General features: G+C 70.3%; 16 protein-coding genes. 8 read left to right on the top strand and 8 right to left on the bottom strand.

What is annotated here, in order from left to right:
- Nucleotides 1-16: 16 nt before the first annotated feature.
- The 5 genes from U5K29_07280 to U5K29_07300 all read left to right on the top strand — a co-directional run bounded on the left by U5K29_07280 (nucleotide 17) and on the right by U5K29_07300 (nucleotide 3,545).
- On the top strand, nucleotides 17-1,192 hold the full coding sequence (locus U5K29_07280; GenBank protein MDZ7678338.1) for an MFS transporter: 1,176 nt from the start codon (nucleotides 17-19) through the stop codon (nucleotides 1,190-1,192).
- Nucleotides 1,193-1,288: 96 nt separating this feature from the next.
- Nucleotides 1,289-1,522: a hypothetical protein gene (locus U5K29_07285; GenBank protein MDZ7678339.1), complete on the top strand. Its 234-nt coding sequence runs from the start codon at nucleotides 1,289-1,291 to the stop codon at nucleotides 1,520-1,522.
- Entirely contained in the window at nucleotides 1,519-1,914 is a 396-nt protein-coding gene (locus U5K29_07290; GenBank protein ID MDZ7678340.1) for a type II toxin-antitoxin system VapC family toxin, read from the top strand. The genes U5K29_07285 and U5K29_07290 overlap by 4 nt, the downstream gene beginning before the upstream one ends.
- A 96-nt stretch (nucleotides 1,915-2,010) precedes the next feature.
- A complete protein-coding gene (locus U5K29_07295) occupies nucleotides 2,011-2,721 on the top strand; it encodes a Bax inhibitor-1 family protein (GenBank protein MDZ7678341.1) in 711 nt (236 codons plus the stop codon).
- Nucleotides 2,722-2,813: 92 nt separating this feature from the next.
- Nucleotides 2,814-3,545 carry a hypothetical protein gene (locus U5K29_07300; GenBank protein MDZ7678342.1) on the top strand — a complete coding sequence of 244 codons (732 nt, stop codon included), beginning with the start codon at nucleotides 2,814-2,816 and terminating at the stop codon, nucleotides 3,543-3,545.
- Here U5K29_07300 and U5K29_07305 read toward each other — a convergent pair.
- From U5K29_07305 to U5K29_07320, 4 genes are all read right to left on the bottom strand, one after another.
- Nucleotides 3,538-4,701, bottom strand: a complete 1,164-nt coding sequence (locus tag U5K29_07305) for a TIGR04053 family radical SAM/SPASM domain-containing protein (protein MDZ7678343.1) — start codon at nucleotides 4,699-4,701, stop codon at nucleotides 3,538-3,540. The genes U5K29_07300 and U5K29_07305 overlap by 8 nt on opposite strands.
- On the bottom strand, nucleotides 4,701-6,089 hold the full coding sequence (gene hemG / locus U5K29_07310) for a protoporphyrinogen oxidase (GenBank protein MDZ7678344.1): 1,389 nt from the start codon (nucleotides 6,087-6,089) through the stop codon (nucleotides 4,701-4,703). The genes U5K29_07305 and hemG overlap by 1 nt, the downstream gene beginning before the upstream one ends.
- A gap of 105 nt (nucleotides 6,090-6,194) precedes the next feature.
- Nucleotides 6,195-8,120, bottom strand: coding sequence for an NAD(P)/FAD-dependent oxidoreductase (locus U5K29_07315; protein ID MDZ7678345.1), 1,926 nt, complete (start codon nucleotides 8,118-8,120; stop codon nucleotides 6,195-6,197).
- Nucleotides 8,121-8,166: 46 nt separating this feature from the next.
- Entirely contained in the window at nucleotides 8,167-8,766 is a 600-nt protein-coding gene (locus U5K29_07320) for a helix-turn-helix domain-containing protein (GenBank protein ID MDZ7678346.1), read from the bottom strand.
- An 86-nt stretch (nucleotides 8,767-8,852) separates the two neighbouring features.
- Between U5K29_07320 and U5K29_07325 the strand changes: the two genes are divergently transcribed.
- Together U5K29_07325 and U5K29_07330 are read left to right on the top strand one after the other, a co-directional pair.
- Nucleotides 8,853-9,920 carry a hypothetical protein gene (locus tag U5K29_07325; protein MDZ7678347.1) on the top strand — a complete coding sequence of 356 codons (1,068 nt, stop codon included), beginning with the start codon at nucleotides 8,853-8,855 and terminating at the stop codon, nucleotides 9,918-9,920.
- Nucleotide 9,921: 1 nt separating this feature from the next.
- Nucleotides 9,922-11,181 (top strand): LLM class flavin-dependent oxidoreductase, encoded by a 1,260-nt coding sequence (locus U5K29_07330; GenBank protein MDZ7678348.1) that lies wholly within the window; start codon nucleotides 9,922-9,924, stop codon nucleotides 11,179-11,181.
- 13 nt (nucleotides 11,182-11,194) lie between these two features.
- Here the strand turns inward: U5K29_07330 and U5K29_07335 are convergent, their stop codons facing one another.
- Nucleotides 11,195-12,058, bottom strand: coding sequence for a transglutaminase family protein (locus U5K29_07335; GenBank protein ID MDZ7678349.1), 864 nt, complete (start codon nucleotides 12,056-12,058; stop codon nucleotides 11,195-11,197).
- A gap of 75 nt (nucleotides 12,059-12,133) precedes the next feature.
- A complete protein-coding gene (locus tag U5K29_07340; GenBank protein ID MDZ7678350.1) occupies nucleotides 12,134-12,280 on the bottom strand; it encodes a hypothetical protein in 147 nt (48 codons plus the stop codon).
- A 328-nt stretch (nucleotides 12,281-12,608) separates the two neighbouring features.
- Between U5K29_07340 and U5K29_07345 the strand changes: the two genes are divergently transcribed.
- Nucleotides 12,609-12,809, top strand: a complete 201-nt coding sequence (locus U5K29_07345) for a cold shock domain-containing protein (protein MDZ7678351.1) — start codon at nucleotides 12,609-12,611, stop codon at nucleotides 12,807-12,809.
- A 56-nt stretch (nucleotides 12,810-12,865) separates the two neighbouring features.
- Here U5K29_07345 and U5K29_07350 read toward each other — a convergent pair whose 3' ends face one another.
- Together U5K29_07350 and U5K29_07355 are read right to left on the bottom strand one after the other, a co-directional pair.
- A complete protein-coding gene (locus U5K29_07350; protein MDZ7678352.1) occupies nucleotides 12,866-13,783 on the bottom strand; it encodes a LysR family transcriptional regulator in 918 nt (305 codons plus the stop codon).
- Between the two features lie 31 nt (nucleotides 13,784-13,814).
- Nucleotides 13,815-14,639: an alpha/beta hydrolase gene (locus U5K29_07355; protein MDZ7678353.1), complete on the bottom strand. Its 825-nt coding sequence runs from the start codon at nucleotides 14,637-14,639 to the stop codon at nucleotides 13,815-13,817.
- Between the last annotated feature and the right edge of the window lie 6 nt (nucleotides 14,640-14,645).

The raw sequence follows: 14,645 nt of genomic DNA on the forward strand, positions 1-14,645 counted from the left end.
CAGCCAGAGCTCCCGTGTGGGGATTGCGGGCCTGCTGGCGCTGGTGGCGACCTATGGCATCGGCCGGCAGGCGTACGGGTTGTTCGTGCCGACCTTCCGGGAGGAGTTCGGCCTGTCACTGGAGGTGCTGGGCTTCTATGCCAGCGCTGCCCAGGCCGGTTACCTGGTGACCACTGTGATCACCGGCGTGCTCACGGCCCGTTTCGGGCCTCGTGTACCGGTGGTGTCGGGGTGCCTGCTGCTCGCGGTCGGCGCGGCCATGACCGCGTCTGCGCCGGGCCCGGTGCTGCTGGCCGTTGGGATCACGGCGGCGGGGACGAGCGCCGGCGGGGCGTGGGCGCCGTTCTCCGATGTGGTCCACAACCAGGTCCCGCCGTCCGGGAGTCGGCGTGCCCTGGCGCTGGTCAATGCCGGCTCTCCGGTCGGCCTGATGGTTGCCAGCGCCCTCGTGCTGGTGGCCGGGGACAGATGGCGGGCCGTGTGGTGGGCGTTCGCGACGATTGGGCTGGTGGCAGCTGCGACGGCCTGGAGGGTGCTGGCGCCGGTCCCGGCGGATCCGGCCCTCGACCGGGCACGGCTCCGGCTCCGGTGGTTCTTCAACCCCCGGTCGGTGCGGCTGCTGGCGGTCACCTTGGGGGTGTCGATCACCTCCGGTGCCTACTTCGCGTACGCACCTGACACGGCACAGGCCGCCGGGCTGGCCAGCTGGACCGGTCCGGCGATGTGGGCGGCCCTGGGAATCGCCGGGGCGGCGGTGGGTGTGTTCGGTGGCGGGATCGCCAACCGGTATGGGCTGCGCGGGCCGCTGGCGGTGATGCTCGTCCTGGTGGGTGGATCGAGCCTGGTGCTGCTGGTCGCGCCCGGCTCGGTGGTCGCCGCCTTGGGGTCGGCGGCGATGTTCGGTGTGGGCTTCACCACGGGGTTCGCGTTTCTGGTGATGTGGAGTCAGCAGGTCTTCCACGACCGCCCCACCACCGGATTCACGCTGGCCATCGTGTTCGTCGCGACCGGGTTCGTCATCGGGCCGAGCCTGTTCGGGGTGCTGGCCACCCGCCTGGGTCGTCCCGAGGCGCTGCTCACCTCGGCCGTCCCTGCCCTGCTGGTCGCGCTGGTGCCGCCGTCGCGCGAGGACCGCCACGGCCCCCACGACCCGGACAGCCATGGCGAGGCTGGATCCGTGTCGGCCGTCTGAGCTCGGCTGGGGCATCCCGTCGGTCCGTCGGTGGCGCAGCGGCAGGCGGAGCACTCGGTGATTGCAGATCATCGCCGACGAATGCATAATGCATGCATGACGTCCATCACGATCCGCGACATACCGGATGAGGTTCGCGACGAGCTCGCCGCCCGCGCGCGCTTGTCGGGCCGGTCCCTGCAGGAGTACCTGCGCTCGGAGCTGACCGAACTGGCCGGTCGGCCCGACCCGGCGGTGCTCATGGCCCAGGTGCGCGAACGCACTCGCCGTACGGGCAGTCGGCTGTCAGCCGCCCAGATCCTCGCCCACCGCGACCACGACCGCAGGTGACCCTGGTCGTCGACGCGTCCGTGATCGTCGCGGCCCTGGTGGACAGCGGCAGCGATGGTGACTGGGCCGCCGACATCCTCGACGGCCATGTCCTGGCCGCGCCGCACCACATGCCCATCGAGGCGGCCAACATCCTGCGCCGTGCCACGCTCTCGGGTGAGCTGACCACCGATTCCGCGGCGCTCGCCCACGGCGATCTCCTCGCCCTGCGCATCGAGCTGTTCCCATACGCCCCGCTGGCCGAACGGTGTTGGCAGCTTCGGGAGAACGTCACCACCTACGACGCCGCCTACGTGGCCCTGGCCGAGCAACTCGGCGCGCCTCTGGCCACCGTGGACCAGCGACTGGCAGCGGCGACCGGGCCCCGCTGCACCTTCGCGACGCCGGGGTAGATCCTTCGCTCCTCAGTGGGCGGTCCTGACCGCTGGTTTTCGCCTTCGACCTGGTAGAACGGTGATCGTTCGCAGAACATGAGGCGGAGGTCTCACGTGTACGCAGGTGCCCCAACTCCCACCCCCACGCCGGTCGTCTCGCTGGCCGACGATCGCCGCCGGGCGTTCATGATCAAGGTCTACCAGCACATCGCCCTGGCGTTGGCCGTGTTCATCGGCATCGAGGTCGCCCTGTTCAACGGGGGCGTGGCCGAGATGCTGTTCGAGCTCTTCTTCGTTGGCGACAGCGGCGGTTCCTGGCTGCTGCTGCTGGGCGCGTTCATGGTCGTGAACTGGTTCGCCGCTCAGGCCACCGCCGCGCTCGACAACCCTGCGAAGCAGTACATGGGTCTGTTCGCCATCGCCGGTGCCTACTCGGTGATCTTCGCTCCGTTCCTCTACTACGTGTTCACCTACCAGGGTGCGGCGCCGGTGGTGAACGCGGCGGTCATCACCGCCATCGGGTTCGCGATCCTCAGCGTCATCGGCCTCACCACCGCGAAGGACCTCAGCTTCCTGCGGCCGATCATCATGTGGGGCTTCGGTCTGGCGTTTCTGGCCATCGTCGGCGCGGTGCTGTTCGGTATGAACCTCGGCACCTGGTTCTCGGTGGCCATGATCGGTCTCGCCGGCGGAGCGATCCTCTACCAGACCCAGAAGGCCCTCCGGACCTTCCCCGAGGAGGCCTACGTGGCCGCTGCGGCCGGCCTGTTCGCCTCGATCATGACCATGTTCTGGTACGTGCTGCGTCTACTGGTGCGCCGCTGAACCGGACCGACCCCCTCGCCGGGCTGGCGCCGGGTGTCTACGCCTGGCTCGCCGACGATCCCGGCCACGGGCGCACCAACGCCGGTGCGATCGTGGAGGACGACGGCATCACCGTGGTCGACACCCTCATGGTCGCCTCGCAGTGGGAGGACTTCGCCGGGGCGGTCGAGGCGATCGGTCGTCCCGTTCCCAGGGTCGTGCTCACCAGCAGCCACGTCGAGTTCAGCGGTGGCACGTCCCGCTTCCGGCTGGCGGGGATCTATGGGACCCAACACGCCAGCGCCATGCTCGATCAACCAGCCAACGTCGAGGTCTTCCGCCGGTTGTTCCCGGCATCGGTCGCCCAGTTCGGCGACGACTTCCGTACCCGCACCGTCACCCACGTGGTCACCGAGGCGGCTGCGTTGACCCCGGCGGTGGTGCTGGTCCCCGTGGCCGGGCAGGCGCTGGAGAACCTGGTGGCGGTGGTGCCCGGCGCCGAGATCGTCTTCGCCGGGGCGATGTGCAGCTTCGGGGTCGTGCCCGCTGCCTACGACGGTGATCCCGCCGCCTGGGCCGACGCGCTGGATCAGGTCGTCGAGCTCGCTCCGATCATCGTGCCCGGGCACGGTCGCATCGGCGGAGAGGAGGAGGTGCGCGAGCTGCAGGCCTACCTGCGAGCCTGCGTGGCCGCCGACGGCGACCCGGCCCGGGTCGGACCAGGTCCCTGGGACGAGTGGCCGGGCCAGGAGTGGACCGAGGTCAACGTCGAGCGGGCCGCCATGATGGCCGCGGGCGATCCGTCACCCCCGCCGACCCTGCTCGCCCGCCTCGGGCTCAGCTGATCTCGACGGGTGCGCCGGGGTCGTGGACACAGGTGGGGTCCTCGGCCAGCGGGTCGCCGGTGGCGGCGAAGGCGCGGGACCGCGAACCGCCACACACCTCGCGGTACTCGCAGCGTCCGCACCGGCCCCCGAACCCCGTCGGGTCGCGCAGCGCCCGGAGCAGGGGAGCATCGCGATAGATCTCCCGCAGGGGGCGCTCACGCACCGACCCGACGGGGATGGGAAGGAACCCGCTCGGCTGGACGATGCCCAGGTGGTCGACGAACACGAACCCCCGCCCGGCGTTCACGTCCATCGGCGGCCGGGCCCGACGCTCGCCGGTACCGGTACCCAACACCTCCCGTGTCCGGGCGGTGAGCTCCTCCCACACCGGGCCCCGACTCCCGGGCTGCTGGGCGTCGGGATGCGACCGCTGGATCGCCACCCGACGGTAGTAGGGCGCCTCGGTGGTCTTGACCGGGAGGTGGTGGGAGATGTCGTGCAGCCAGTGGATCACGTCCTCCACCTCGTGGGGCTCGAGGGCGTCGAGATCGGTGCCGCGACCGGTCTTGACCAGGAAGAACACGCTCCACAACCCGGTGCCGGCCTCGACGACCTGGCGAAGCATCGATGGCAGCTCGGACACGTTGGTCCGGGTGACGGTGGTGTTGATCTGGAGCCGAAAGCCCAGCTCGACCGCGGTGCGGGCTGCGGGCCAGGTGGCGGCGAACACCCCGTCGACGCCCCGGAAGCCGTCGTGGGTGGCGGCTGAGGCCCCGTCGAGCGAGAGCGAGACGGCCCTGGCACCCGCTTCGCGCAGCTCGACGAGGGCGTCGCGGGTGAGGCGCGGTGTCACCGACGGAGCCAGTGCCATGCTCAGCCCGGTCGATGCGCCGTGGCGGACGAGGTCGGCGAGGTCGTCACGTTGGAACGGGTCGCCGCCGGTGAGGACGACGATCTGGCGAGGAGGCCCCCACGCCGCGATGTCGTCGAGCATGGCTCGCCCCTCGGCGGTGGTCAGCTCGTCGGGGTCGCGGTCGGGGATCGAGGTCGCACGGCAGTGGGCACAGGCGAGCGCGCAGGCCCGGGTCACCTCCCAGATCACGAGGAAGGGTCGGTCTGCCTTGTCCTGGCGAGTGGTCCGGACGGCGCCGTCGGGAGAGGCAAGCCTGGACATCAGACGACCTCCGGTGTCGTCGCGAGTCTGGTGGCGGCCGCCGCCCGATCGCCGGAGGCGATGCAGGCCGCGATGCCGATCCCGTCACAGGAGGCGCCGGCCAGCTCCAGCCCGGGGTGGAGGGCCAAACGTTCGCGCACCGCGGCCATGCGGTCGAGGTGTCCGACCTCGAGCTGTGGCAGCGCGCGGGGCCACCGGTGGACCTGCACCTCGGTCGGGTCGGCGGCCAGACCGGTCGCCTCGGCGAGGTCGGCGTGGAGGGCCTCGGCCAGCTGCTGGTCGTCGAGGGACGCCACGAGCGGCGAACCGGCTCGCCCCGCCGAGAGTCGTACGAGGAAGTGATCAGGGGGCTGCAGGTGTGGCCACTTGGAGGAGAGGAAGGTGGCCGCCTTGAGGGCCCGGCCGGAGGAGCTGGGTACCAGCAACCCGGTGGCCATCATCGCCTCGACCCTGTCGGTGGCGCTGCGGGGATAGACGGCCACGACCGTGGCCACCGACGCGGTGCGCACCGAACCCAGGGTGTCCTCGCACCCGGGGGTGATCGGCTCCAGCAGCGATGCAGCAGCAGCCGCCGGCAGCGCGACCACCACGGCGTCGACGTCGAGCGCGAGGCCGCCCGCGGTGGACACCTCGTAGCCCCGTTCGACCGGGGTGATGGTCGACACCCGCGCGGACGTCCGCACCTCGACGTCGACGCCGTCGAGCAGATGGTCGATGAGGGTGACCAGGCCCTCGCCGAAGGTGGCGAAGGCTGGTGGCGGTGGCTTCGGGCCGCCCCGTCGGGCGAGGACCAGGGATCGGTGCCGGCCGGCGACGGCGGCGAGCTGGGGGACCGCTGCCCGCAGCGAGAGCTGGGTCACATCCCCCGCATGCAGGCTGCCCAACACGGGATCGACGAGGCGGCTGGTGACCTGGGTACCGAACCGCTGTGAGAGGAAGTGGCCGACACTGATGTCCCGGCGGTCGGGGAGCCCGCCTGGGATCAGGGGCTCGAAGGCGGCTCGGGCCAGCCCCCGCGGCGACAGGATGCCCGAGCGCACCACCGGGCCGAGACGGGTGGGACCGGTCGGGCCGACCCCGGCCGGGAGGGGGAGCAGCTCGTCTCCGTTCCAGATGTTGGCACTGCCGGGAAACGATCTGATCAGCTGGTCGGCGAGACCGAGCTCGTCGACCAGGGCGCTGACCTGGGGAGCGGAGAGGTGGAGCGCCTCGGCGCCCACGTCGACGGGCAGGCCGGCCACCTGCACGGTGTGGACCTGTCCGCCGAGGCGCCGGCCGGCCTCCAGGACGGTCACCTCGGCACCGGACTGGGCCAGTCGCCGCGCGGCCACCAGGCCGGTGATGCCTCCGCCGATGACCGCGACCCGTCCGCTGCTCGCCAGTGGCATGGGTCCCATCCTCCCGGCCTCATCGCCCACCGGCCTAGGGTCGAAGGTCCCGACGCCGCGACCGGCGCCGTGGCAGTCAGCCCGCCTCGGCGACGGCCACCGCGGCTACTGCACCTCGTAGTGCTCGAGGTCGGGTTTGCGGGTGCGTTGCCAGAAGTCGAGCAGAGTGAAGGGCCAGTTCTGGGTGATGCGGCCGGCATCGTTCTTGTACCAGCTGTTGACCGACGACGCACCCCAGGCCATGCACTGGTTCTGGGCGTCGACCTCGGCGTTGTAGGCGTCGTGGGCTTCGACCGTGGGCTCGATGGCGACGAGGTCCCGCTCGAGCATCTCGCGGATGCACCCGAGGATGTAGTGCACCTCGCACTCGGAGAAGTAGATGATGCTGCCGTTGGCGACGATGTTGGTGTTGGGCCCGTAGAGCATGAAGAAGTTGGGGAACTCGGGCAGGGTGATGCCGAGATAGGCACGGGCATCGCCGCTCCAGCGCTCGTGCAGGTCGATCCCACCTCGCCCGGTCACCTTCATGGGGGTGAGGAAGTCCGACGCCGCGAAGCCCGTGCCGTAGATGATCACGTCGGCCTCGTGGAGCGTTCCGTCGGCGGTGCGGACGCCGGTCTCGGTGACCTCCGCGATCGGGTCGGTCACGAGGTGCACGTCGTCGCGTCGTATCGCCGCTGTCCAGGTTCCGTTGTCGAGGATGAACCGCTTGGCGAAGGGCGGGTAGTCGGGGATCGCCTTCTCGAGCAGGTCGGGATGGTCCTGGAGCTCGGTGGTGAGGTAGCCGGTGAGGAGCTGGCGCATGAAGTCGTTGGTCTCGCTCACCGACCGGGCGTCGCCGTCCCAGCCGGGATCGACCCGTGCCGCGGGGAGCAGACCCTCGACGTTGCGCCAGAAGATCCAGAAGCGATTCCAGTTGGCGTAGCCGGAAACGTTCTGGCGCAGCCATCGCACCTCGGGTGAGATGGGATCGGTGTAGTTCGGGGAGGGGATGAACCAGGCCGGGGTCCGCTGGAAGATCGTCACCTCGCTTGCCGTCTCGGCGACCGGCGGGATGAACTGGGCGGCGCTGGCGCCGGTGCCGATGACGGCGACCCGCTTGCCGGTCAGGTCCACCGAGTGGTCCCAACGGGCCGAGTGGAAGCTCGGGCCACCGAAGCGACCGAGGCCGGCGATGTCGGGCATCTTGGGCCGGTTGAGCTGGCCGACCGCGGAGATGACGGCCTGGAACTCGACCCGTTCCTCGTCGCCGTCGGGGCCCACCACCTGCAGCGACCAGGTGCTGGCGGCGTCGTCGTAGGCGAGGGAGGTGACCTCGGTGTTGAACCGGATGAGGGGTCGCACGCCGGTGTCTTCGGCCACCTGCCGGAAGTAGTCGAGCAGCACCGGTTGGGACGAGTAGTGCTCGGGCCAGTCGTCGCGCTGGGCGAAGGAGTAGCTGTAGAAGAGGTTCGACACGTCGACCCGGCAGCCGGGGTAGCGGTTCTCGTACCACGTGCCGCCCACGTCGTCGTTCTTCTCGAAGACCACCACGTCGATCCCGGCCTGGCGAAGCCGGTAGGCCGCGACCAGACCCGACATGCCCGCCCCGATGATCGCCACCGAGAACGGCCGGTGGGGTGCGGTCTGGTCGGCGTGCCAGTCGGGCGTGCGCAGGTCGTCGCCGAGGTTCAGCTCTTCGCGCAGCAGCTCGAGGTACTCGTCGACCGGGGCGCCCCCGGAGGCGAACTCGAGCAGGGTTCGCAGCGTGTCGAGATCGGGCACCGGCTCGATCTCCGCCCCGCTGTCACGAAGCCGCTGCAGGGCGCCGACGGCCAGCTCGCGGGCTTCGGCCTGCTGTTCGGGTGACAGGCCGCCGGTTGGATCCAACAGCCCCGTGGTCGACGGCCGGAGGTGGTCGGGGACGAGCCCGAGGTCGCCGGTGGTCGCGGCCAGGGCCGGCAACAGCGCCGGGATCTCGGCGTGGTCGACCGCGGCGCGGATCGTCTCGTCGTCGGCCCGGTCCAGTTCGTTGGTGAAGTCGACCATCATCCCCCTGTTCTCGATCGGCCTCTACGCCGTACGGTAGTGGTTCAGGTCAGCCATCGGTCCAGGTGGCGAGCATCGAGGTGACCGTCGAGCGGGCGAGGGCGAGGAACTCGTCGTCGCGCTCGCGGTCGCCGTGCTCGAGCCATGCGAGGACCGATTCGACGTTCCAGCTCACCAAGGCGTTGGCCGCCCATTCGAGCAGGGTCGGGTCGTGCACCCGCGGCGAGATCAGATCTCGTGTGACCTGCACCGTCAGCTCGCGGAACCCGAGTGCGTAGTCGGCGAAGCGGGCTTCGCGGACTGCGTGGCGCCACAACAGCACGAACCCGTCGGGCTCCTCCCGGGCCACCGTGAGCAGCGTACGGGCGCCGGCGGGGCGGCGTGATGCCTCCATCTCGGCGACGAACACATCGCGGAGGCGGGTCGACACCGATTCGAGCACCGATCGGTACAGCGCCTCCTTCGACTCGAAGTTGCGGTACAGGATGAGCTTGGTGACCCCCGAGGCGCGGGCGACGTCGTCCATCGACGTGGCCGAGTAGCCCGTGCGGGCAAAGGCATGAGCGGCGCTGGACAAGATGACCGCCTGGCGCTCGTCGCGGGTCAGCAGCTTGCGGCGGGGACGGTCGGTGTCGGTCGTGGGACTCACCGGGCCTCCGAAGTCGGCTTGTGAGGTGTAAACCTCAGAGTTTACACTTGGGGCTGCCGGGGACGCCACTGCGCAGGGGGATGCGAGTGACCACGATGCAGACGACCTTCACCGAGACCGAACTGCTGCTCGACGAGCACATCGCCGAGCCGCTGGTGGTCGGCGGGGTGCGATGCCACGGAGGGTTCACCGACGACGGCACCTACGTGTCGCCCCGCACCCGGTTCCGGGGCCCCGCGATCGAGGCCTGGCGGCGACAGCACCATGAGCTGTTCGGCACCGAGCTGCTCGACGTGCCCCTCGAAACCTGGCCCGGTCACTTCCCCAACGTGGCCCAGGCCCGCCACCTCATCACCAACGGCGTGCCCGAACCGCTCATCGCCACCCTCACCCGCGTCGGCACCGTCGAGGGCTTCGGAGCCAACATCCGCTACCTGTCGCCGAGCGACATGGCGCCGTACTTCGACGACAGCATCGCCGGCACTGCCGTCGAGCACCTCGGCAAGGGGCTGTTCGAGGCCCACGGACGCGACGAGGCGGGATGGGAGGCCGAGGCCGGCCACAAGGACATGTGGTTCGCGGCCCGCGATGTGGCCTTCGAGGGCCGCAGCGCAGACGTCGACACCGACGGCATGCTCCAGCGCATGGGGTTCCGCCCCGCCAGCGGCGGTTCGTACGGAGGTGCCGCCGCCGAGCCCGAGCGACTGCTGCCCCCCGACATCCCCGCTGAGCTCGAGCGCATCACCGGGTTCATGATCCGAGTTCTGCTCATCGAGATCTCGGCGTTCCACACCTTCGCCTGGGCCGCGGAATGGCTCTCCGACACCGACCTGGTGGCCGGCGACGGTGAGGCCGGCACCCTGGTCTCCTACATCCGTGCCGACGAGACTCCCCACGTCGGCTACTTGCAGACCGCCCTCACCGAGATGCGCGACCGCACCTGGCGGGGCGAGTCCGGCACGACCTACTCCGGCGCCGAGATGGTGGCCACGCTCTGGGACGCCGCCCTCGCCCAATCGCTTGGTCCCAACCGGCGGGCCAACCGCGCCAACCTCCTCGCCGAGGTCGAGCACTGGTGCGCCCAGCGGTCCGACGGTGACGAGGTGCTCGACGGGTTCCTCGACTTGGGCGACCCCGAGCAGCGGGAGGCATGAGGTGAAGTTCGGCATCTTCTACGAGCATCAGCTTCCCCGCCCCTGGAGCGAGGACTCCGAGCAGGTCCTCATCCAGCAGGCGCTCGAACAGGTCGAGCTGGCCGACAAGCTGGGTTTCGACGTGGTGTGGGAGGTCGAGCACCACTTCCTCGAGGAGTACTCGCACTCCAGCGCGCCCGAGGTGTTCCTCGCCGCCGCCAGCCAGCGCACCACCGACATCCGTCTCGGGCACGGCATCATCCAGACCGCTCCCGGCTACAACCACCCCGCCCGCACCGCCGAGCGTGTCGCCACCCTCGACCTCGTGTCGGGTGGGCGGGTCGAGTTCGGTTCGGGCGAGTCGTCCTCGGCCGCCGAGCTGGGAGGGTTCGGCATCGACACCGCCACCAAGCGGGACCAGTGGCAGGAGGGCCTCGAGGTCGCGCTGCGGTGCATGACCGAGACGCCCTTCGCCGGGGTCGACGGGCGCTGGGTCACCATGCCGCCCCGCAATGTGGTGCCCAAGCCGGTCCAGAAGCCCCACCCGCCGTTGTGGGTGGCGTGCTCTCGTCGCGACACGATCCTCATGGCCGCCGAGAAGGGCATCGGCGCGTTGACCTTCTCCTTCATCGACCCGGAGGAGGCCCGCCAGTGGGTCGGCGACTACCACCGCACCCTCGCCGAGTCGGGCCGGCCCATCGGCAAGGAGGTGAACGCCAACCTCGCCTGCGTGACCCCCATGATGTGTGCCCCCACCAGCGAGGAGGCGGTGGCGCGGGGGCTCGAGGGCGGCAACTTCTTCGGGTACTCCCTCGCCCACTACTACGTGTTCGGCGACCACCAGCCCGGGGTCACCGACGTGTGGAGCGAGTTCCGAGAGCGCGGCCACGACCGCGGCTACTCGCCCGACGTGGGCGGCGCGCTCGCCCAGGAGCGTCTCGGGGCGAAGATCGCCAGCGAGGGCGTCGGGACCGGGCTGCGAGGAGCCACCGGGACCCCCGATCAGATCCGGGAGTACCTGCGCCGCTACGAGGAGGCCGGTGTCGATCAGCTGATCTTCGTGATGCAGGCGGGAAAGAACCGCCATGAAGACATCTGCGACTCGCTCGAGCTGTTCGCCCGCGAGGTCATGCCCGAGTTCAAAGAGCGCGAGCAGGCCGGTGCCCGGGCGAAGGCCGACCGGCTCCGTCCCGTCATCGAGACGGTCATGTCGCGGGGGAGCACGCTCGACGCTCCATCCCTGCCCTCCGGCTACACCATCGCGGCCGCGGCCCGACCATGACCGTCGTGGCGGGTCAGGCCAAGGCCACGACCGACAGGTGATCGTCGACCGGTAGGTCGCCGTCGACGACCGCTGCCACCTCGGCCGAGTCGAGGCGCACGTCACCGCTGATCGTGGTCGCGAACGCGGTGTCCGCCGCGTCGCGGCCCGTCGCGATCCGTACCAGCGACTGTCGGGGGGCCATGCGGGTGGGATCGAGGATCTCCCAACCCGACTCGGTGCACACCTCCACCACGGCGTGGAAGTCCATCGGCGACAGCCCGGGGGCGTAGACCGACACCAGGCGGGCCGGGATCCGCAGCGCTCGGCAGAGGCTGATGGCGAGATGGGCGAAGTCCCGGCAGACGCCACGGTGGGTGAGCAGGGTGTCGATGGAGGTGTCGAGCGGGCCGGTCGATCCGGCCTCGTAGCTGAGGCGGTGGTGGACCCATGCGGCGATCGTTCGGGCCGTCGTCGCCCGGGCGGGTCCGGGTGGGGGTCCTGGCGGGAAGGTGGCGCGAGCGAAGCCTTCGAGCGCGTCGGATGGGCAGTAGCGGCTCTGGCGCATCGCGACGAGGATGTCCTCGTCGACCTCCGGGACAGGATCGACCGTCACGGGCCGGGCGGCGACGGTCGCCTCGTACTGCACCTGAAAGGGGCCCGTGTCGACCCGCACGACGTGGGTGCGCCCGCCCCCACCATCGATCTCGCGCACAGGGAGGGCGTCGCCGGCACCATCGGTCACCAGCATCGACTCCGAACCAGACGGTGCCGCATCCGAACGGGTTCCGCCTGCGGTGGCGAGCGCCAGCGCCAGAACCGACGGGTCGATCGCGGTGAAGCCGAGCGTGCAGCGGACATGGCGTTGCGCCGGCTGGCCGGGGCCTTGGGAGGTCACCGTCCCAGCATGCCCGATGCGGTTCCCGGAACCTGCCGGGTGGCGTGGACGCGCCACCCTCGACGTTGCCAGTCGCTAGTGGCCGGCTCCCGGCGCGCCGACAACAGCGGCGGCGAGATCCGACTCTCCGAACGAGACTGCACCGGCAAGGGCGAACACTGCCAAGTAGAACACGCCACCGACCACCGCCATGGCCGCCAGGACGGCCACGAATCCGGCCATGAACCTGGCGATCCTGATCGGTGTGACAGCAACGGTGAAATGGTCCCGATCACCACCTACGGGTTGAGCGAACATCGGCGTCTCCATGCGCTTTCGCCAGCGGTCGCCCCGAGGGGGGCGAGAGGCGATCGCTGGACCCCTACTCGAACCAGAGACTCCTACCCACCAACGCCAGATGCCGAACCTCGCCAAGCGGTGGTCGCGCCACCCTCGACGTCTTGGTCGGGCGAGATGAGGGCGCGACAACCGGTTGGGCCCAGATCCCGCCTACACTCGTCACATCGATCCGGCACGTGGTCGGATCGCCGAAGAGAGAAGAGATCAAGTGTTGACCACAGGTACCGTCAAGTTCTTCAACGCCGAGAAGGGGTACGGCTTCATCTCGCGTGAAGGCGGAGACGACGTGTTCGTGCATTACTCCAACATCCAGGGTTCGGGCTACCGATCACTCGATGAAGGCCAGACCGTCGAGTTCGAGGTCGGCCCCGGCCGTAAGGGCGACGAAGCCCAGAACGTCCGGGTCGTCTGACCCCAGCCGCACCCTGGAGCCGCCGGTTCGCGCCGGCGGCTCCGTCGCGTAGGGGCTCAGGCTGGTGGGAACGGCTTCGGCGCGTGTCGGGCCCGGTCCAACAACAGGTCGCGGAGCCGGGCGACCGGTCGCGCCAGCGGGCCGGAGCGCCAGGCGAGGGCCACGGTAGTGCGGCGGTCATCGCTCACCGGGACCGCGACCACCCCGTCGAGGTGCAGCGGTGTCCGAGCACTGGCCCCGGAGCCGATGGCCCGCCCAGTGGCGATCAGCGCCAACCCGGCCTCCGGCGTCGCACAGTCCGGAGCCCCGGGCAGCGGCCGGTCACCCCTCAGGTCCATGGCCTGCCAGTAGTGGCGAAACACCTGGTCATCGGTGGCCGGGGGGATCCACGGTTCGTCGAACAGCGAGTCGAGCGCGACCGCGGGACGGTCGGCCATGGGATGGCCGGTGGGCAGGAACATGAGCCACGGCAGATCGAACAGCGGTGCCGACTCGATTCCGGTGTCGTCGAAGGGCAGGAAGACGATGGACAGGTCGGTGCTGCGATCGCGGAGTCCGGTGGAGGGATCCGCGAAGCTTCCCTCGTGCAGCCGCACGGCCACCGAGTCGTGGTCGTCGTCGCCTTCGGCGGCGTCGGAGATCCAGCCGAGCACCTCCGAGTTGATCGCATGGGCCTGGAACCCGACCACCACCTCGCCCCGGTTCGCGCGGTCGACCGCTGAGGCCGACCGGGCGAAGGAGTCGAGGGCGTCCATCACCGCCTCGGCATCGGGCAGCAACGCCGCGCCGGCGTCGGTGAGCCACACCTGACGGGTGGTGCGCTCGAAGAGACGCACCCCGAGCCGGCGTTCGAGCTGGGCGATCTGGCGGCTCACCGAGGACGGATCGAGGTGCAGCGCCTCTGCGGCGCGTCCGAAGCTGGAGGTCCTGGCAACCTCGACGAAAGCTCCCAGCAGGGTGGGATCGGTGTTCATGGCGGGTGCCGGATCGACCGAGCGCTCGTCGTCACGCGCTGGCCCGCACGGCGAGGTAGCGGGAGAGGAACAGCTCCATCTCGGCCGCGCACTGACGGCCGAAGGCCGGGGTCGCGTCGAACGCATGCTGCTGCTCGGCGTACATGTGGAGCTCGACGGGTACCCCGGCGTCGACCAACGCCTCGTACATCAACAGACTCGCCCGCGGCGGCACGGTGGTGTCGTCGGTCCCGTGGATGAGCATCGTCGGTGGGAAGTCGGCGGTGATGTGGGTGACCGGGCTGGCTCGGCGCGCCACCTCGGCATCGTCGGCGTCGCTCAGCGCCATCAGCGGCACCGCTCCGGGTTCACGGGGTCCGTGGGAGAACAAGGTGGGGGTGTAGATCCCCACCGCGGCGGCGACCTCGGTGCTCACCCCAGGGGTGCCACCCTCGCCCTCGAGCTCGTCGACCCCAGGTGTGCCCGCGGCCAGCAGTGCCAGGTGGGCACCCGCCGAGTTGCCTTCGATGGCGATCCGGTCGGGATCGATGCCGAGGCGCTCGGCGTTGGCTCGCACCCAGCGGATGGCTGCCTTCACGTCGTGGATCTGGGCCGGCCACGGCGATTCGGGGGTGAGCCGGTATTCAGGGGCGATGCACACATACCCCATGCGACCGAGCAGGATGCCGTAGCCGCGCAGCTGCGTGCGGTCGCCCTGGCGCCAGGCGCCGCCGTGCACCAGGATCACCCCCGGCGCGTTCGAGGGCTCGTTGGGTGGTGTGTAGATGTCGCACCGCAGGTCACGCCCGCCGCCGGTGCCGAACACCACGTCGGACTCGATCTGCACCCGGCCCTCGGCCTGGTTCTGCTCGGCCATCGTCTC

The sequence above is a fragment of the Acidimicrobiales bacterium genome (assembly GCA_034521975.1).
GTDB lineage: Bacteria > Actinomycetota > Acidimicrobiia > Acidimicrobiales > SKKL01 > SKKL01.

Coding starts and splice junctions, on each gene's coding strand:
- U5K29_07285 (MDZ7678339.1), top strand. CDS start 1,289: ATGACGTCCATCACGATCCGCGACATACCGGATGAGGTTCGCGACGAG.
- U5K29_07305 (MDZ7678343.1), bottom strand. CDS start 4,701: ATGTCCAGGCTTGCCTCTCCCGACGGCGCCGTCCGGACCACTCGCCAG.
- hemG (MDZ7678344.1), bottom strand. CDS start 6,089: ATGCCACTGGCGAGCAGCGGACGGGTCGCGGTCATCGGCGGAGGCATC.
- U5K29_07315 (MDZ7678345.1), bottom strand. CDS start 8,120: ATGATGGTCGACTTCACCAACGAACTGGACCGGGCCGACGACGAGACG.
- U5K29_07340 (MDZ7678350.1), bottom strand. CDS start 12,280: ATGGCCGGATTCGTGGCCGTCCTGGCGGCCATGGCGGTGGTCGGTGGC.
- U5K29_07350 (MDZ7678352.1), bottom strand. CDS start 13,783: ATGAACACCGATCCCACCCTGCTGGGAGCTTTCGTCGAGGTTGCCAGG.
- U5K29_07355 (MDZ7678353.1), bottom strand. CDS start 14,639: ATGGCCGAGCAGAACCAGGCCGAGGGCCGGGTGCAGATCGAGTCCGAC.